Source organism: Hyphomonas sediminis, from assembly GCF_019679475.1.
Taxonomy (GTDB): domain Bacteria; phylum Pseudomonadota; class Alphaproteobacteria; order Caulobacterales; family Hyphomonadaceae; genus Hyphomonas; species Hyphomonas sediminis.
Genome location: NZ_JAIEZP010000001.1, coordinates 560,381 through 579,077 on the forward strand (window position 1 = coordinate 560,381; position 18,697 = coordinate 579,077).

Consider the following 18,697-nt stretch of genomic DNA (forward strand, 5'->3'; position numbering starts at 1 on the left):
TGACCCGGAAAGCACGGATTATACGGTATTTTGTATGTCGTTCGTCGTGTTTCGGTGAATTAAATGACAGCATCCGGCCTGTTCCCGGCACGTTGGTTACTTTGTGGCGCCGCGCCGATCTCCCCTTATGGGCTCTCGCCAACATTTCTGGCTCTTTCTGTATCGGTGTCTACCGAATTACGCCTGCCCGGTCGCAGCGCGTTCAACTTCTTCCAGGCCTGGCTCAACATGTCCGCTATCAGCGCGCCCGTGCCGGGGTCTTCCTCACCGATCACGATGCCGACTGTGCTCACATCACCCGCTTCGTCCAGCGCGCAGACAACCAACTCCACGTCCCCGATCGATACCCTGTCTCCGATCACCGGATTTCCATCGAAGGCCTGATCGAGGAACTGGCCCGCTGTCAGCCCTTCATGACCTTCCACATCATCAAGGCCATACTGCTTGATGAGGTCGGTCATCCGTGTGGAACCTTTCATCCGAAACTGGATATCGGATTCCGTGACAGTCTCATCCGAGGGACCGGCATAGATCTGGTCAAGCAGACGCACCCGGCGCAACGACGAGAAAAGGTAGACCTGATCATTGGCCTGAAGCGGCCCGATCGTATGGATTGAATAAGACAGCCCGTCGCGGATCACCATCGCCGGACGCGCCCAGCGCGGCACACGCTCGCCCTTCGCAATCGCGCTGTCGGGATGGATCTTGTAGCCGACCAGTTCCATCTCCGCGCCACCGCGCAGCTCCAACTCCACCCGGTCGACCAGCCCCTGCTCGGTCGGCAGGCTCATGTTGAGCGCCTTGGCGGCCGGTTGCAGCGTCCAGCCCTGCACCAGCAGAGAGACGAGCACCATCACGAACACGACGTTGAAATAGAAGCTGCCATTCTCGATGCCGGACAGGCCCGGCAGGATCGCCAGCAGGATCGACACAGCGCCGCGCAGACCCACCCAACTCGTGAACAGCGTCTCCCGCGACTTGAACCCGAACGGGATGAGGCAAAGCCAGACAGCCAGTGGCCGGGCCACAAAGATCAGCACTGCCGACAGCACTAGCGCCGGGATCAATATGCGGCCGAACTCGGACGGCGTCGCCAGCAGGCCAAGCGCAAGGAACATCCCGATCTGCGCCAACCAGGTCATGCCCACCTGGAACCGGCGCAACCGGTGCGCAAACCGCACCTTGCGATTGCCCGCCACCACACCGGCAACATAGGCCGCCAGGAAGCCGCTACCGCCAAACAGCGCACAGACCGCAAACACCACCAGCGCGGCCGCAAGGCCCGAAATCGGATAGAGCCCCGGATCGAGGTTCACCAGCTTGTTGAGCAACCAGGATATACCGAACCCGCCCGCGATGCCGAAGATGACGCCCAGACCCATCTGTTGAATGAAGCTCAGGAAGATGTGGAGCCCAAACAGGGAGTCGGTGCTGGCCCCCGCCGCGATCAGCTCGATCAGCAGGATGGTGAGGAAGATCGCCATCGGGTCGTTGGCCCCGGATTCGATCTCCAGCGTCGCGCCCACGCGCTCGCGCAGGCGTATGCCCCCTGCCCTCAGGAGGAAGAACACAGCCGCCGCGTCCGTCGACGCGATGATCGAGCCAAGCAGGAACGCTTCAAGCCATCCGGCCCCGAACAGGAAGTGCGCGGCAACTCCCGTCAGTCCCGCTGTCAGAAGAACGCCCACCGTCGCCAAGCTTAGCGCCGGCGCGGCGGCCACGCGATAGCTGCGAAACGATGTTTCAAATCCGCTGTCAAACAAAATGATGGCAAGCGCCAGCGAGCCGATAAAATAGGCGGCATACCCACTGTCAAAATTGATGCCCAGAAGGCCGTCTTCGCCCGCCAGCAGGCCAATGCCCAGGAAAACGAGAAGCAAGGGGGCGCCAAAACGCTGCGATACAAGGCTCGTCAGGGCGGCAAGGGAGACCAGTGCCGCACCGATCAGAATAGCGATGTTGACAGCATCAAACAGCGTCCGGGCCTCCTATTCCCCGACGCTACCGCCGGGACCGAATTTTCTAAGCGAAATCTGAAACTAGGGACGAGAGCTCTGTTGCGCTAGAGCGCCAAAGTCATTTCCTGAGCCCTATCGGAACTTTTATTTTCCGTCTGTGCAAAAAGATCACGGAAACGTGAGAACAAGAGAGACGGAATCTTCAGCGTCATTCGTTTAAGCAATCGCGCGACCGGTTAACTGCAATGTGCCTGGCATTGCCTTGATCGGTAAGGTTCTTGGTCTAGTTCGGAAACACATGGCTGAAAAAGCATTTACCCGGTACGCGTGCCTGAGCGGCGCAGCGGTGATCGCGTTTGTTCTGGCGGGCTGCGCCTCTGTGCCACCTGCGCCCAAAGCTGAGCCCCCGCATGCGTCCGGGGACGCTTTCCGAGCCGTCACCAATCCCGGCCCTGTTTCCAGCGAATGGTGGACCGGCTTTGATGATCCCCTTCTGGCCGAACTCGTCCGCACATCGCTCGATGCCTCCCCTCTTCTCAAAGGCGCCGATTTCTCCGTCGCAGGCGCTGAGGCCTCACTTCGCCTTGCCCTGCTGGGCACAAGCCCCACCGCCAGCAGCCGCGCCGGCGCAACAGTCGCCCGCCCGACTGGGGCGAACGCCGATACCCTGACCGCCAGCGCCACTGGCACGCTCGCCGCCAGTTGGGAACTCGACGCATTCGGCCGTATCGCCTCCCAGGTTGAAGCCGCCCGTTACGACGTGTCCGCTGCCCGCGAACTTCGCCGCGATGTGGCTGTCTCGCTCGCCTCGGAAACTGCCCTTGCCTATATTGACCTGCGCACAGCCGAGACGCGCCTCGAAGTCAGCCGCGGCAATGCGCAGAGCCAGTCCGAAGGCCTCGCCCTCATCCGCACCCTGTTCGATAATGGCCGCGCGACTCAGCTCGATCTTGATCAGGCAGAAGCCCAGTATCGCACGACCCTCGCCAACCAACCGGTGTACGAGGCCGCCCGCGAAGCCGCCCTTAGTCGCCTGGCGGCCCTGACTGCCGCGCCGGCGACCAATCCGGACAGCCTCATGGCGCTTGTTTCGTCAGGCCCCGGTATCATTCCTGCGCTAAATGCCCCGCTGGCCGCTGGCTCTCCGGAAGACCTGCTACGCCGGCGCCCGGATATCCGCGTGGCCGAAGCCCGGGTCGGCGCCGCGCTCGCGCTTGGCGACGCGGCTCGGGCAGACCTCTTCCCGCGCATTACGCTGAACGCCAGCCTGCTGGGTCTCGTGCGCAACACTGGCGTTGCGCTCAGCGACGAGAGCATCGGTTTCGATTTCGGCCCCGCCATCAGCTGGGCCGGCCCGGACCTGCGCGGCGTTTACGCAAATATCGACATTACTGACGCCCGCACGGGCCAGGTGCTTGCCAATTACGAGGCTACGGTTCTTGATGCTCTGGCAGATGCCGAAACGGCGCTGACGGGCCTCTCCTCCGAACAGCGCCGCACCGCTGATCTCGAAGCAGCCCTTGCCTCTGCGCGCAGAGCGCTCGATCTGGCCCGCCTCAGATATCAGGAAGGCCTTGATAGCTACCTCAACGTCCTCGACGCGCAGCGCTCGCTGCTCGACGCGGAAGACCGCCTTGCGGTAAACAGGGCCGATACGGCCCGAGCCGCCGTCCGCGCCTACAGAAGTCTGGGCGGGATATGGACCGACGAAGAACTCGCCGCCTACCGGGCGGAATAGGAAATCCCATGTTGAAGCTGAGCCGACCGACCATCCTGAAAGCCGCTGGCGCTGCCCTCCTGGTCGCCGCCCTTGTGGCCACCCCTGCCCTCACCCAGCAGCGCACCGGCGGCGCGGGCGGTCAGGCTGGCGGCCCGCCGCCAAGCAGCGTGTTTGTCGAACCCATCCGGGAGCAGACCTTCTCGAGCCGCGTCGAAGCCATCGGCACGCTGGAACCGAATGAGCGCGCAGACCTCACACTGACGGCGACCGACCGGGTCACAGCCATCTTCTTTGAAGACGGCGACCGCGTGAAGAAAGGCAAGACGCTGCTTTCCCTCGCCCAGCGTGAGCAGGTAGCGCTGGTCGAGTCCGCTGAAGCAGATCTCGCTCAGGCCAATATCGATCTGACCCGCATCCAACCGCTTGCCGAGCAAGGCGCCGTTTCGGCCTCTGAACTCGATGTCGCTCGCCGCAATGTCAACACCGCAGCTGCCCAGTTGCGCGCTGTCCAGTCGCGCCAGAACGACCGTGTCCTGATCGCTCCGTTTGATGGTGTTCTCGGCTTCCGCCGTGTCAGCGTCGGCTCGCTCGTCCGCCCCGGTGATGTCGTGGCCACCCTGATTGATGACAGCGTCATGCGCCTCGAGTTTGCCGTTCCGTCTACATATCTTCGTGTGCTGCGTCCGGGTCTCGAAATCCAGGCATCAACCAGCGATCTTCCCGGCCAGACCTTCACCGGCACAGTCGACTCCATCGACAACGCCATCGATCCGGTCACCCGCTCGGTACGCGTCCGCGCCAAGGTGCCTAATCCGGCCGGCATCCTCACCTCAGGCATGTATATGTCCGTCAATCTGATGGCCGAGCCGCGCCGCGCGCTGGCCATCCCGGAAGTGGCGCTCCAGCCGCGTGGTCCTGAGACCTTTGTCTGGGTGGCCGACACCAGCGGCGCCGCTCCCGTCGCCCGCCGTGTGAAGATCGAGCCGGGCCTGCGCCATGAAGGCCGCGTGGAAGTTGTCTCCGGGCTTGAGCCTGGCCAACTGATCATTTCCGAAGGCACGATGCGACTGCGCGAAGGCGCCGTGGTCAAGATTGAAGACAAGGCGATCCTCCAGCCTGGCTCTACCAAGGCAAGCAGCTCTGCTGCCGGCGGTCCCGTCGTGAACGGGAGATAAGCCGATGCTTCTGTCGGATGTGTCGGTCAAGCGGCCCGTATTTGCGTCGGTTATTTCTCTCATCCTCATCGTCTTCGGCCTGGTCGCCTTCTCGCGCCTGCCTCTGCGTGAGTTTCCGGATATCGATCCGCCGGTCGTCTCGATCAGCACCAACTATCCGGGCGCGTCCGCTTCGGTTGTCGAGACACGGATCACTCAGCTTATCGAAGATCGGATCGCCGGCGTCGAAGGCGTTCGTTTCATCAATTCGCGTTCTTCCGACGGACGATCCAATATCTCCATCGAATTCCGGATCGACCGGGATATCGAGTCAGCGGCCAATGATGTGCGCGACCGTGTGGCCAGCGTGGCCGACCGGATGCCGCCCGAGGCCGATCCCCCCGAAGTCGAAAAAGCAGATGCGGACGATGATGTCATTCTCTGGCTCAACCTTGCCAGCTCCAGCCTTTCAACGCCCGAACTGACAGACTATGCCAACCGGAACCTGATAGATCGCTTTTCCGCGCTTGATGGGGTTGCCCGTGTCCAGATCGGCGGCGCGCGCGACTATGCCATGCGCGTCTGGCTCGACCGGCGCGCGCTCGCTGCGCGCGGCCTTACTGCAGGCGACATCGAACGCGCTCTGCGCGCCGAGAACGTTGAAGCGCCTGCCGGTAGTCTCGAATCCGGTTCCACCAACTATACCCTCCGCATCAACCGCCCGTTCCGCACGGCTGAAGACTTCGCCGGCCTCGTGATCGCACAGGGCGATGGGTATCTCGTGCGTCTCGGTGATGTCGCCCGTGTCGAGCGCGGCACCGCCGAAGACCGCACCATGTTCCGTGGCAATGGCGAACCCATGGTCGGCCTCGGTATGGTGAAACAATCGACGGCAAATACCGTCGACGTCGCCAAAGGCGCCAAGGCGCTCGCCGAAGAACTGAACAAGACGCTGCCAGACGGGATGCAGATCTATCTCTCCTTCGACAGCTCCGTCTTCATCGAAGCATCGATCCGGGAAGTCTGGTCGACGCTCGCCATCGCCGTCTGCCTTGTCACGCTGGTCATCTTCCTCTTCCTCGGAAGCTTCCGCACGACCATCATTCCGGCCATCACGGTTCCGGTCTCGGTGATCGCGACCTTTATCGTGCTCTACTCGCTCGGTTTCACGCTCAACCTGCTTACCCTGCTCGCGCTCGTGCTCGCCATCGGCCTGCTCGTCGATGACGCCATCGTGGTGTTGGAAAACATTCACCGGCGCATGCAGGAAGAAGGCGAATCCCCTCTGGTTGCCGCTTTCAATGGCACGCGCCAAGTCGGCTTCGCCATAGTTGCCACCACACTCGTCCTGATGGCCGTGTTCATCCCGATCACGTTAATGGAGGGCAATACAGGCCGTCTGTTTACGGAATTTGCCGTGACGATTGCGGCAGCCGTCGGTTTCTCGAGTTTGATCGCCCTGACGCTATCGCCCATGCTGGCTTCGAAAATCCTGAAGCCCCACAGCGAGTCGCGCAGCGGTCCTCTCTCCGGCTTCATCCAGGGCATCGATTCCACCATCGACAAGGTACGCGCCGGCTATTCCCGCATCTTTGACGTGCTCGTTCGCCGCCCCCTGGCCGTGGCCCTTGCAACGCTCGGCATCATGGGTGCCAGCTGGTTCATCTTCCAGGATCTCGGCACCGAATATGCCCCGCGCGAAGACAGGGGCAGCTTCTTTATCTCCGTGCGCGGACCGGAAGGTGCCTCATTCGAGTATATGGAGCGCTATCTGGACGAGATCGAGCGCCGCCTCCTGCCCTACACCGAAACCGGCGAAATCAGCCGCCTGCTGCTGCGCGCGCCCGGCTGGGGCGGCGGTTATAACCAGGCCAATGTCGTCGCCGTTCTCAATGATTGGAGCGCCCGCCGCCCGGCAGACGAAATTATCGCCGAGATCAATGGCAAGATGGCCGACCTTCCCGGCATTCGTGGCTTTGCCATGATGCGCCAGGGCCTCGCCGGTGGCGGCGGAAAACCCGTCCAGTTCGTTATCGGCGGCCCATCTTACGAACAGCTGGTGGAATGGCGCGACGCTTTCGTCGAGGCGCTCGAGGCAGACAATCCGGGCATCACTGACCTCGACTGGGACTTCAAGGAAACCCAGCCGCAATACCGCATCCAGATCAATTACGAGCGCGCCGCTGACCTTGGCGTCACCGTCACCGAGATCGGCACCACACTCGAAACCATGCTCGGCTCGCGCCGCGTCACCACCTATATCGACAATGGCGAAGAGTATGACGTGCTGCTGGAAGGCATCCGTTCCGACCAGAATACGCCAACCGATGTGCAGAACATCTATGTCCGCTCCACGCGGTCGGGCGAGCTAATCCCGCTCTCGAGCATCGTGACGCTTGTCCCCTATGCCGACAGCCCGACGCTCAACCGCTACAACCGCGTGCGCGCCATCACCATCAACGCAGACCTCCAACCCGGTATCACCCTTGGGGATGCGCTGGACGGTATGGAACGCATCGCCCGTGATGTCCTGCCAACCGAAGCCACGATCGACTATAAAGGCCAGTCGCTGGAGTTCCGCTCCGCCGGCGCCTCGATCACCTTTGTCTTCGGCGTCGGCCTGCTGATCGTCTTCCTCGTTCTGGCCGCACAGTTCGAAAGCTGGATCCACCCGATGGTGATCATGCTTTCGGTCCCGGCAACTCTTGCTGGTGGCCTGCTCGGCCTCTGGCTGACCGGTCAGACGCTCAATATCTACACCCAGATCGGCCTCATCATGCTGATCGGTATCGCGGCCAAGAACGGCATTCTCATCGTCGAGTTCGCCAACCAGCTGCGCGATGAGGGCAAGGATTTCGACACGGCCCTAAAGCAGGCCGCCCTTGCCCGGATGCGCCCCATCCTGATGACTGGCCTGACGACCGCCGTCGGCGCCGTTCCTCTCATCGTCACCAGCGGCGCCGGGGCCGAAACCCGCATCGCCATCGGCGTGGTTATCCTGTTTGGCGCAGTCGCCGCCATGCTGGTCGCCCTGCTGGTCGTGCCGACCGCCTACACCCTGCTTGCCCGCCGCACAGGCTCGCCGGGAGACGTAGCCCGCAAGCTCGAAGAGGAACAAGCCCAGGCTGGCACAGGCAGCGCCGCGCCTCATCCTGCGGAATGATCTGAGGGGGCCGGCAACGGCCCCCTTTTTCCTTGCTGCACTGCGCCTTGCCTTTCCGGCATGGGCTTCGCATAGACGGTCCCCGCCCCATTAGGGGCTTGTGAACACCGCAATGCGTAGAGTGCCGCCGCTATGAACCTATTTTTCCGGTTCCTTCGGATCTTCCTGCCTGCCCTGCTCAGCCGGGCACGCACCCATCTCATGGACCTGCACATCATTCGGTCTGCTGTCTGGCTGGGCGATCAGGACCCGATGGGCCACATGACCAATTCCCGCTATTCCTCGTTCACCGATCTGGCGATCATGAACTATATGGGCCGCACGGGCGCGCTCATGGCCTTCCGCAAGCGCGGCTGGATGCCGGTCATCCAGTACGAATCCTTCGCTTATCTGCGCATGCTGCGCTTCCCCCAGAAGTTCGAGGTACAGACCCGCCTTGTCGGTTGGGAGGATACTCGCCTCGTCTTCCAGCACACCTTCATTGCCGCCGATGGCCGCGTCCATGCCGAAAGCACGATGATCGCCCGCCTTACTGGCCGCAAGAAGCTCCGTGTCACAGCAGATATGGCAATGGAAGCCCTCGGCGTCACTTTGGAAAGTCCGCCGCTTTCCCCGTCTGTAGTCGCCATCCTTGAAGACCTGAAAGCCCGCACAGTATGACCCCGCCCCTTCCGCTGATCATCGATTGCGATCCTGGCATCGACGACGCCGTCATGCTGATGATGGCGCTGGGCTCGCCCCGTTTTGACGTGCGCGCCATCACTACGGTTGCCGGCAACGTGCCGCTGCGCCTTACCAGCCGCAATGCGCGCCTCATCTGCGAGCGGATGGGCCGCCCGGACATCCCCGTCTTTGCCGGCTGCCCCCGCCCCCTGCTGCGCGCGCCTGTCACGGCGGAAGATTTCCACGGCGAAAGCGGCATCTACGGCATTGAAGTGTTCGAGCCCAAAGCTCCGCTCAAGCCCGCCCATGCTGTCACCGAGATCATCCGCCAACTGAAATCTTCGCCCGCGCGCAGCTTCACCCTCGTCGTCACCGGCCCGATGACCAACATTGCCTGCGCTCTTGTGATGGCGCCCGAAATCGCAGACGCCATTTCCGAAATCGTCATCATGGGCGGCGCGAACGTTGAAGGCGGCAACATCACGCCCTTTGCCGAGTTCAACATCTTCGCCGACCCCCACGCCGCCGCCACTGTTCTCGACAGCGGCATCCCGGCAACCCTGCTCAGCCTCGACGCGTCCCATCAGGTCCGCGCCACGGAGGCGCGCATCGACCGTATCGCCGCCATCGGTGGCCCGCGCGCCGAGATGATAGCCTCTCTGCTCCGAGCCGCTAACAATCTGGAAGCCCGCGCCCGCCCTGGCACCAAGGTGCCGATGCACGATCCTTCGACCATCGCCTGGCTGCTTGCGCCTGAGATGTTCGAAACGGTCCAGACCCGCGTCAGCGTCGTTACCAGGCCGGGCAAGGAATTTGGCCGCACGCGCGTCAAGTCCTCAAAGAAAGGCCCACATCGCTGGGTCACCAGAGCAGATGCCGATGCTTTCTTTACACGGATTGAAGATATCTTGAAGGCGCAGCCATGATCACGGTCGTTGGCTCTGTAAATCTCGACATTGTCGGCACAGGAAAAACCCTGCCCAAGGCGGGCGAGACAGTCACCGGCGCACGCCTGGCGCGTCATCCCGGCGGCAAGGGCGCCAATCAGGCGCTCGCCGCGCGCCGCCTTGGCGCCGAGGTCCGCCTTATCGCGGCCGTCGGCAATGACGATATGGCCGAAGAAGCCCTGAAACTCCTCCGCGCCGGCGGCGTCGACCTGTCCGCCACCCAGTATATCAATGGCGAAACCACCGGCGTTGCCCTGATCGCTGTCTCCGAGGAGGGCGAAAACCAGATCGTCGTTTGTCCGGGGGCAAACGAAGCGCTCGATCCGGGTGATGTCGAAGGCATGGACATTAAGCATATGATGGGCGTGCTGGAAGTGCCTGCCGCAACACTGCTGGCCGCTGCTGAACGCACCACCGGCTTCATCGCGCTCAATCTCGCCCCCGCCATGCCGGTGCCTCCGACCCTTCTGGAACGCGCCAGCCTGCTCGTCGTCAACGAAACCGAAGCCGCGTTCTATGGCGACGCGCTGCACGCGCCAGGCCGTTATGTCGCCATATCCCTTGGCGGCGCTGGCGCAGAACTTTGGAAGGACGGCGCGAAGATCACATCCGCCCGCCCGCCGGAAGTCCATGTCATCGACACGACCGGCGCTGGCGACACTTTCAGCGCCGCCCTCACGGTCAGCCTCATCAATGGGAAGCCCCCTGAAGAAGCCCTGCGCTACGCCGTCACCGCCGGCGCGCTAGCCTGCACCCGCCCCGGCGCCCAGCCCAGCCTTCCCCGCCGCGCCGAAGTCGAAGCACTGCTGCGGGGCTGACCTCGCAGGATAGATCCCACCCTATCCAACACTGGCACACCCCCTCCCCGCGTCATCCCGGAATCGCGGAAGCGATTATCCGTGACCCATAAGCCCTTGAAGTTCCAAGCCTCGCCCTCCCGAAGCTCAGGGTGAGCGAAGTCGAACCATGGAGCGGGCTGGCCCAACTTATCCGGCAGGCCTCCCCACGCCTGCAAACTCACCCCCATCCTCCCACAAGGAGCCGGGCCGGTACCGTTCGGTTTGTGGGAGGGCGCCCCGGAGGATGGCAAACGCCAGTCCGACCAAAAAACGATTCAACCAACCCCACATGCCCTGACGCCCCCACAAGCAAGGCGCAGGCACAGCGGCTCCGCGTCAAAGACGCGGAAACAGCCGCGAGCAAAACAGAAATGGTGATCCCGGCGAGATTCGAACTCACGACCTACAGATTAGGAATCTGTCGCTCTATCCGGCTGAGCTACGGGACCAGCCAGCGGTCCCCGTACCGGAAATCGGCCTCAATTTGAAGAGTAAAAGGTCGCCTCGGATGGCTTGCCTCGCAGGGCGCCAACGCGCGATAGATGAAATGTGGACGAGACAGGGCGCTGAATGCCGGATCTGAAAATTGCCCTCCTGGCGATGGCCGCGCTGCTGACAGCGGCCTGCGGCGGCAAGCCTGTCGACCCACTCGACGGTCTTGCCGAAGGCGAACGCGGCCGCGTTGTCCGCGTTATCGATGGCGATGCCCTCGTCCTCTCGACTGGACAGAGCGTGCGCCTCATCGGCATCGAAGCACCCGCTGGCCCCTCTCGTGGCAGCGAGGGCGATCCGGGCTTTGAGGATTCCAAACGCGCGCTGGAAGACATGGCGCTCGGCCGCGAAGTGGAGCTGCGCTATGGCGGGCTGACACGCGACCGATACGACCGCGCGCTTGCGCATGTGATGACGATAGATACGCTGGGGCCCAAGCTCTGGCTGAATGCGGAGATGGTAAAGCGCGGCGTCGCGCGGGTTCGGGTCTATCCTGACACCGCCATTGCCAACGCGCCCCTCCTGCCGATGGAAGCTGATGCGCGCGCCGCCAAAGCGGGTCTCTGGGCCAGGCGTGCCTGGGCAATCACCGATGCGACGCGATTGCCCGACACATTCGAAGGGTTCCAGATCGTGGAGGGGATCAGCAGCGGCATGCAGGGATCAGATGCCCGCGGCGCCTCATGCGATGTGTTCCTGGAGCGCTCGCTGCTCGTGCTGGAAATCGAAACCTCTGCCGCGAAGCTATGCCAGCTTCCGCCTGAAGCGCGCGTGCGGGTTCGCGGCTATGTCCGGAACCTCCGTATGGAAATTAACCACGAACTGAATGTGGAGCTTCTCGAAATTCCCTGACCCTTTGACGCGATTCAAGTTGACGTGTCGAAAAACTTGTTGAACCCAAAGGTTGCATACTTTGTCGGGGAAACCAAAATGCACTCACCCATTGCCAGGAGCGCCGCTGCGCTCCTTACGGGATTTCTTTGCCTGAATCTGACGGCAATCGCTCAATCCGATGGCGAGCACGCCGCGGAGTCTGCGGAGGTCGCGGCCCTTGCGGCACCCGCTGAAGCCAGCGCCATAGATGAAGTGAGTGCCAAAGCGATTGCAGTCGAGGCGGACATGGCGACGCTGCCAGAGGCCACGGCGGTGCCTGTTGTTAAATATGCGGATATCCTGATGATGCCGCCGAAGGCACAGGTCGTATTTATCACAACCGGTGGTGCGGAGACGCGCGCTGACTGGTCTGAAGCGGCGAAGGAAAATTTCCACAATCACATGATTGCCAACCTCGAAGGCCAGGGAAAATCCATCGTCCATTTCGATCCGCAAACCGTTGATGCTGATCCGGAACTCGGCCAGCTCCTGCTACTTTGGGATGTCGTCGCGATGTCAACGGGAACGCCAATGCCCCACAAGGGCAAAGCGTTTACATCCAATCAGAAGCTGACGCTTGGCAAGGACGCGGGCCGGCTCGCCGCACTCTACGGCGCCGACAAGGCAATGTTCGTCAACCACTATAGCCAGATTGAAAGTGGCGGTGTTTTCCTCACCCAAGTGATGATTGGCGCAGCCACCGGCTATGTCCCGGCCTCGGCCAACATGCGGGCAACCACGACCCGTATCGTCGACCTGAAAACCGGCGACATTATATCGACCAGCACCGCCGCCGGCGGTGATGCGCGGGATGTGGAAGAATCCCAGGGGATTACCTCCCGCATGATGAAGAACATCACCCTGAATTGAGAAGCACAGATGATTGCGAAACCCCTCGCGCTGATGGTCGCGCTGGCGACACTGGCGGCATGCGCATCAACCGACCACGGCACCCGCACCGCTGGCCAGAAGCCGTCGAACCTTCAGTCCACAGAAGCCAGCATGTGGTATCAGATGGAGGATTTCGAAAAGTCGCTCCGCCACTCCGGCCGGGTGATTGACGACCCGGCCTTGCAGGCCCGCATATCCGATCTCGCCTGTACCCTGTCGGGCGCGCACTGCGCCGACCTGCGCGTCTATATTATCAGAGAGCCGTCCTTCAACGCCTCCATGGCGCCCAATGGCATGATGCTCGTGCATTCCGGGCTGCTGCTGCGCGCAGAAACCATTGATGAGGTCGCCTTCGTCCTGGGTCACGAGTTCGGCCATTTCCTCGAAAACCACTCGCTCGAACAATACGCCGCGATGCGGAACGCAAATATAACCGGCGCCGTTGTCGGAAGCCTGCTGGCCGGGGCCGGCGGAGGCGCCTTCTCGTCGATCGGATACGTTGCGGGCTTCAGCTCCGCCTTTGCTTTCAGCCGGGAACAGGAACTGGAAGCCGATCGTCTGGGCCTGGAATTTACTCAAGCCGCCGGACTTGATCCGGCGGGCGCCGCCGCGATCTGGAAGAACCTCTATTCGGAAATGGAAGCGACCAGCAATCGCCGCAAAGCCAAGGATCTGAACAGGAATGGGATGTTTGATACCCACCCGATGATCCAGGAGCGAGTTCGCTTCCTCGATTCCACGATAGTCTCGCCGCCGCAATCAAACGATCAGCGGCGCCAGTATCGCGAACTCATCCGTCCGCACCTGAAAGACTGGCTGCTCGATACCGTCGCCGGCGAGGATTATGGCGCAAGTCTGGCGCTCAGCGAGCGTATGCTCCGCCAGGGGGAAGATATCGGCATTCTCCAATACGCGCGGGCTCGGATATTCCTCATGCGCGGGGAAACGGATGACAAGGCGCAAGCCGAATCCGCGCTCCTTATCTCCATCGGCGCCGCAGACGCACCTGCTGAAGCCTACCGCGAACTCGCCGCTATCCAGCGAGACAAAAGCGATATGGCCAACGCAGCCCTGAATCTCAGAGTTTATCTCGAGAAAGCTCCTGACGCGGCCGATCGCGCACTTGTTGAAGCCCAGATTATCGACCTTGAGGACACTATCCAATGATCCGCTTAACTGTCGCCTCCCTCGCCCTTCTCTCCGCTGCGGCGTGTGCGGTTACTCCCCAGGCCGTTCCGGCGGGTCTCGTGTCCTCGCCGGCCGGCTTCGACGTGACTCTGAAAGAAGACTGGTCCCGTTGGCCCGAACAGCTGAACACAACCACGGTCGGCGAATATCTGACCAAGGACGGGCTGCTGCTCAACCGGCTGCACTTCGCCAGCATTGAAAGCGGAAAGCCTTGGATCAGAGCCGCGAAAGATGCCGACGTTCCGCGCTACCGCCAGTCGGCCAGCGAAATTGAAACGGTTGACTTCATCGTGTCGAGCCTGAAGCGCATCGGCTATAGCGAGATGGCGGCGTCCAACATTCGTCCTGAATCGCTGGATGACCAGAAAGGCATCCGGTTCGACCTTCAGGGCAAATGGGAAAATGGCCTCAATGTCCGGGGCGACGCAGCCTTCGTTCCGTCCACAGACGGTTTAAAGCTTGTGCTGTTCATGGCTCCCGCCATCCATTATTATGACGCCTCGGCGGAAGAAGTGGATGAGGCGATCCAGTCGATAAACCTGCTCTGATCAGGTATTCGGGATTAATCCGGCGGTCTCCGGATCGCCGGCAATCGACTCCAGGGCCTGCTTCAGCTTCTGCATCGCCTGATGCTCAATCTGGCGTACCCGCTCCTTAGAAACACCGAGTTCCCCACCCAACGCCTCCAGCGTAATAGGTTCCTCAGCCAAGCGGCGCCGGGAGATTATGTATGTTTCCCGGGGATTGAGGGCAGTCATGGCCTCCTGAATCCAGAGATGCCGGCGCTCGGCGTCCCGCGCCTGCATCACCGCCTCTTCCGGCACAATGCCCTCGTCCGCAATCAGATCTTGCCATTGGGTATCGACATCGCTGGCGAGCGGAGCATTCAAGGACCGGTCCGACGCCGACAGACGCGCCGACATCGTCTCTACGTCGCGCATCGTCACGCCCAGATGCCGGGCGACCCAGGCCTGATTCTCGGGCGTCATCGAGCCCTCTCCAGTGTCGTCGATACGCGCCTTCAGTCGTCGGAGATTGAAGAACAAGGACTTCTGCGCGGCCGTCGTTCCGGTCCGAACGATCGACCAGTTGCGCAGCACATAGTCCTGAATTGCGGATCGTATCCACCAGCTCGCATAGGTCGAGAAGCGGACTTCACGTTCCGGTTCGAACCGCGCTGCAGCCTGCATCAGGCCGACATTGCCTTCAGAAACCAGATCGGCCATCGGCAGGCCGTAATGGCGAAATCGGCCTGCCATCGAAATGACCAGACGCATGTAGGCGGTCGTCAGTTCATGCAGCGCAGCCTCGTCGCTCCCTTGCCGCCAGCGCCGGGCAAGCGACGCCTCATGCTCAGGCGCCAGCAAGGGCGCCTTCATGGCCGACCTGACAAACTGCCTGTCGGCGGGGTTGGCTGCCGAATACGCACCCGGCACGGGCATGCTCCTGAACGGTTGAAATTGACTGTCCTGACTGTCTCTACGCAGCGTCGCGCTAACTGGATCATCCGGCAGCGCCAATTCACGTCATCTCCGGCCCACCGGCTTGACGCCGCCTTTCGCCGGGGCCTAGGGTGCTCCGGAACAATACCGGAACAATCACCATGGCCGCCGCCTTCAATGAGGACCAGCCTGTCCGCCGCGCCGCTGAAATCTGCCGGGGTACGATGCGCCTCATTGCAGCGCTGGGCTATTACGGTGTGACGGAGATGACCCTTGCCAACAACCGCCGGGCCGATATTGCCGCCGTCGGGCCGGGCGGCGACATCTGGATGATCGAGATCAAATCCTCGATCCAGGATTTCAAATCCGACCATAAATGGCGCGAATACATGGACTATTGCGACCGCCTGACATTCGCGGTGGCCTCCGACTTTCCGCAGGAGCTGATCCCGCCTGAAGCCGGGCTGATCGTCGCTGATGCCTTCTATGGCGCCGTGATCCGGGATGCCCCGGAAGCCCGCTTAGCGGCGGCCCGGCGCAAGGCTGTTACGCTCCGCTTTGCACGCCTCGCGGCGTCCAGACTCACAAGCGTGAACGATACAGGCTGGACGCCGGGCGAGGACACGCTTACCTCGCCGCTGCCATGAGCCTGTCCTATCCTGTTGCCCGATCCCTCGAAGACGCCCTGAAGCCCGACGCGCCCGCCGCGCGCAGCCGTCGGGAAGCCATGACATTTGCCCACGGGCTTGCGCTGGAGGGCCTGGAAACAAGCTGGCTGCACATGCCAGAGGCAGAGGCAGACGCGCTTTTCAAGGCGCTCGGCGCGGATGGCGCCGCCGGCCACATCCAGCGGTATGAAGATACGTCCGGCCATGCCGTGGTGGCGGTCAGCTGGTGGAAGCTGGTTGATCCCAACCATGTGCGGCCGCCGGAGAAGCGGGCTTTCGAGCCCGCCCCTGCCCCGGAGCCCACAGAAGACCACACAGATGACCTCTACTTCCGGCGCGGCCGCACCAAGACCCGCCGCAAGAAAGTGACCGATCCCAACCAGATGGACCTGTTCAGCAAGAATCTGAAAGGCTGAAGATCGCCTAAGCCATCTCCGGCACCGGCCCCTTGTAAACCGAGCGCGGGCGCACCAGCCGCCCCTCCTCGATCTGTTCACGCGCATGCGCCGTCCAGCCTAGAACGCGGCCACACGCGAAGACGGCAGTAAACGCCTCTCTGGGCAGACCGATCGCCTCCAGCAGGAGCGCAGTATAAAACTCGACATTCGTTTCCAGCCGGCGCTGGGGATATTTGCGCGCCAGCCGTCCGAGAACAGCGCTTTCAATATGTTCGGCAAACGCAACGCGCCCGGTTGTTCCCGGCAGACGCGCCACCGCCGCCTTGAGCGCATCGGCGCGTGGATCCCGAACGCGGTAGACCCGGTGGCCAAAACCCATCAGACGCTCCCCCTTGGCGAGCGCGCTGTCGATCCAGCGTTCGGCATTTTCCGGTTCGCCAATCGCATCCAGCATATCGAGCACCGGCCCAGGCGCGCCCCCATGCAGTGGACCTTTGAGCGCGGAAATCCCGGCGATCGCCGCCGAAGTCAGCCCCGCCCGGGTTGATGCAACAACACGCGCGGCAAATGTCGATGCATTCAGTCCGTGATCGCATACCGTTACAAGATAAGCATCGAGCGCGCGGGCTTCAGCCTGCCCCGGCACGACGCCCGTCAACATGCGCAGGAAATCCGCTGATTGGGAGAGATCCGCATCCGGCGCAATCGGCGCGTCGCCTGCCGCGCGCCGGATTGCGGCTGCCGTAAACACCGGGCCCGCGGCCGCAAGCCGGATCGCGGTATCGAGGCTTTCATCGTCGGGCAGCAAAGCCCATCCCGCCCGAAGGAACGACACGACATCCAGACCATCGGGCAACTCGGAAACGAGCCCGAACACCTCCCGCCGCGCCGCGCCCAGCCGCGCGCCGAGTTCTCTCACATCCGGCAGATCGTCAAAGAAGCCCTGCCACACAAGATGTGCCGCATCTTCAAACGCCATGGACGCCGATAGCATCTCAATGGGCCACCCTCTGATGACAAGGCGACCATTCTGTCCGTCTACATCCGAAAGCACTGTCTCGGCGGCAACAACATTCTCCAGTCCGGAATCCATGAGCTTCTCCATTAATCTATGGAGCTTATGTCGACCTGGCACTGGTCAGCGTCAATCTTGATCAATATAATCAACATATGACGTGGATACACCGCCGAGAAGCTTTGCGTGAGTTGGGGGTAAAGCCCCAAACCCTCTATGCGTATGTCAGCCGCGGCCTCGTGTCCGCCAAGCCGGATGCGGACGACCCCCGCGCGAGCCTCTACTCATCGGCGGATATCGCCGCCCTGGTGGCGCGCCGCCGCAGTGGCCGGGGCCGCAGCGCGATTGCCCATGCCGCCATTGCCTGGGGCGACCCGGTCATGGAAACGGCAATCACAACGGTTCGCAGTGGCCGGCTGATCTATAGGGGAAAGGACGCTGTTCGTTTCGCGGCCGATGCAACGCTGGAGGAAGCCGCAGCCCTTCTATGGAACGCCGATAGGTTGTCGCCGCCCAGAGCAAGCGACACACCCGCAGGCGGCGCGAGCGGCAAGGAACGTGCCCTGAACTTTCTCGCAGGCAGGGCTGCGCGCGATGCGGCCAGCATCGGCCGGAACACCACCGCGCTCGCCAGTGAAGGCGCCGAACTCGTTGCAGGCTTCTGCTCTGCGATAACCGGTGCAAGCGGACGCGGCTTTTTCCATCAACGCCTGGCACGGCACTGGGGCCTGTCGCCAAGGGGCACGGATCTTGTTCGCCGCGCCCTGGTATTAGTCGCCGATCACGAACTTAATCCATCCACCTTTGCAGCGCGGGTGGCCGCGTCTACCGGCGCGCCGCTCGCGGCCTGCGCTCTGGCGGGATGCGCTACCCTGACCGGCCCCCTGCATGGGGAAGCTTCAGCGCGTGCGCTGACATATCTGAAACGCGCAATAGCTGTCGGCGCGAAGCCTGCCCTGGCCGCCCTGTCCGCACACGGATCTGCTATTCCAGCGATAGGGCACACGCTTTATCCGGAGGGCGACCCCAGGGCCGCTGCCCTGCTCCGCTGGCTGAAGCCGGATGCGCGGCTGAAGGCAGCTATCCGAGCGGCAGAAACGGAAGCCGGCGCAAAGGCAAACATCGACATGGCCCTGGCCGCAATGACACTGCAGCTAGCTTTGCCGGATGATGCACCCTTCCTGATATTCGCCAGCGGGCGGATGGCCGGCTGGATCGCACATGCCATAGAGCAGCGCGCCAGCGACAAGCCAATCCGCCCGAGGGCGAACTATATCGGAACTTAG

16 protein-coding genes and 1 tRNA gene are annotated in these 18,697 nt (G+C 62.4%); 13 read left to right on the top strand and 4 right to left on the bottom strand.

Annotation, left to right across the window (positions count from 1 at the left end):
- Positions 1–125: 125 nt before the first annotated feature.
- Complete coding sequence (locus tag K1X12_RS02745; RefSeq protein ID WP_225908043.1) at positions 126–1,976, bottom strand: potassium/proton antiporter; 1,851 nt, start codon at positions 1,974–1,976, stop codon at positions 126–128.
- Between the two features lie 280 nt (positions 1,977–2,256).
- Between K1X12_RS02745 and K1X12_RS02750 the strand changes: the two genes are divergently transcribed.
- The 6 genes from K1X12_RS02750 to K1X12_RS02775 all read left to right on the top strand — a co-directional run bounded on the left by K1X12_RS02750 (position 2,257) and on the right by K1X12_RS02775 (position 10,423).
- Positions 2,257–3,696, top strand: a complete 1,440-nt coding sequence (locus tag K1X12_RS02750) for an efflux transporter outer membrane subunit (protein WP_220986107.1) — start codon at positions 2,257–2,259, stop codon at positions 3,694–3,696.
- An 8-nt stretch (positions 3,697–3,704) separates the two neighbouring features.
- Positions 3,705–4,853: an efflux RND transporter periplasmic adaptor subunit gene (locus tag K1X12_RS02755; protein WP_220986108.1), complete on the top strand. Its 1,149-nt coding sequence runs from the start codon at positions 3,705–3,707 to the stop codon at positions 4,851–4,853.
- Positions 4,854–4,857: 4 nt separating this feature from the next.
- Entirely contained in the window at positions 4,858–7,995 is a 3,138-nt protein-coding gene (locus tag K1X12_RS02760) for an efflux RND transporter permease subunit (RefSeq protein WP_220986109.1), read from the top strand.
- Positions 7,996–8,127: 132 nt separating this feature from the next.
- A complete protein-coding gene (locus K1X12_RS02765) occupies positions 8,128–8,655 on the top strand; it encodes a thioesterase family protein (RefSeq protein WP_220986110.1) in 528 nt (175 codons plus the stop codon).
- Positions 8,652–9,584, top strand: coding sequence for a nucleoside hydrolase (locus tag K1X12_RS02770; protein WP_220986111.1), 933 nt, complete (start codon positions 8,652–8,654; stop codon positions 9,582–9,584). The genes K1X12_RS02765 and K1X12_RS02770 overlap by 4 nt, the downstream gene beginning before the upstream one ends.
- Positions 9,581–10,423 (top strand): ribokinase, encoded by an 843-nt coding sequence (locus K1X12_RS02775; protein ID WP_220986112.1) that lies wholly within the window; start codon positions 9,581–9,583, stop codon positions 10,421–10,423. The genes K1X12_RS02770 and K1X12_RS02775 overlap by 4 nt, the downstream gene beginning before the upstream one ends.
- Positions 10,424–10,816: 393 nt before the next feature.
- On the opposite strand, the gene K1X12_RS02780 is transcribed toward K1X12_RS02775, so the two are convergent.
- Positions 10,817–10,893, bottom strand: a tRNA-Arg gene (locus K1X12_RS02780).
- A gap of 121 nt (positions 10,894–11,014) precedes the next feature.
- On the opposite strand from K1X12_RS02780, the gene K1X12_RS02785 reads away from it, so the two are divergent.
- The 4 genes from K1X12_RS02785 (at position 11,015) to K1X12_RS02800 (ending at position 14,436) form a co-directional block, all read left to right on the top strand.
- Positions 11,015–11,788, top strand: coding sequence for a thermonuclease family protein (locus K1X12_RS02785; protein ID WP_220986113.1), 774 nt, complete (start codon positions 11,015–11,017; stop codon positions 11,786–11,788).
- Between the two features lie 78 nt (positions 11,789–11,866).
- Complete coding sequence (locus K1X12_RS02790; protein ID WP_220986114.1) at positions 11,867–12,679, top strand: hypothetical protein; 813 nt, start codon at positions 11,867–11,869, stop codon at positions 12,677–12,679.
- Positions 12,680–12,688: 9 nt separating this feature from the next.
- Positions 12,689–13,867, top strand: coding sequence for a M48 family metallopeptidase (locus K1X12_RS02795; RefSeq protein ID WP_220986115.1), 1,179 nt, complete (start codon positions 12,689–12,691; stop codon positions 13,865–13,867).
- Positions 13,864–14,436, top strand: coding sequence for a hypothetical protein (locus K1X12_RS02800; protein WP_220986116.1), 573 nt, complete (start codon positions 13,864–13,866; stop codon positions 14,434–14,436). Before K1X12_RS02795 ends, K1X12_RS02800 begins: the two co-directional genes overlap by 4 nt.
- Here the strand turns inward: K1X12_RS02800 and K1X12_RS02805 are convergent, their stop codons facing one another.
- Positions 14,437–15,324, bottom strand: a complete 888-nt coding sequence (locus tag K1X12_RS02805; protein WP_220986117.1) for an RNA polymerase factor sigma-32 — start codon at positions 15,322–15,324, stop codon at positions 14,437–14,439.
- Positions 15,325–15,491: 167 nt separating this feature from the next.
- Between K1X12_RS02805 and K1X12_RS02810 the strand changes: the two genes are divergently transcribed.
- Both K1X12_RS02810 and K1X12_RS02815 read left to right on the top strand, forming a co-directional pair.
- Entirely contained in the window at positions 15,492–15,977 is a 486-nt protein-coding gene (locus K1X12_RS02810) for an MmcB family DNA repair protein (RefSeq protein WP_220986118.1), read from the top strand.
- The gene (locus tag K1X12_RS02815; RefSeq protein ID WP_220986119.1) at positions 15,974–16,414 is read left to right on the top strand and encodes a hypothetical protein; all 441 of its coding nucleotides are present in this window, start codon (positions 15,974–15,976) and stop codon (positions 16,412–16,414) included. Before K1X12_RS02810 ends, K1X12_RS02815 begins: the two co-directional genes overlap by 4 nt.
- Positions 16,415–16,421: 7 nt before the next feature.
- Here K1X12_RS02815 and K1X12_RS02820 read toward each other — a convergent pair whose 3' ends face one another.
- Positions 16,422–17,489, bottom strand: a complete 1,068-nt coding sequence (locus K1X12_RS02820; protein WP_220986120.1) for a citrate synthase/methylcitrate synthase — start codon at positions 17,487–17,489, stop codon at positions 16,422–16,424.
- 77 nt (positions 17,490–17,566) lie between these two features.
- Between K1X12_RS02820 and K1X12_RS02825 the strand changes: the two genes are divergently transcribed.
- Entirely contained in the window at positions 17,567–18,697 is a 1,131-nt protein-coding gene (locus K1X12_RS02825; protein WP_220986121.1) for a citrate synthase, read from the top strand.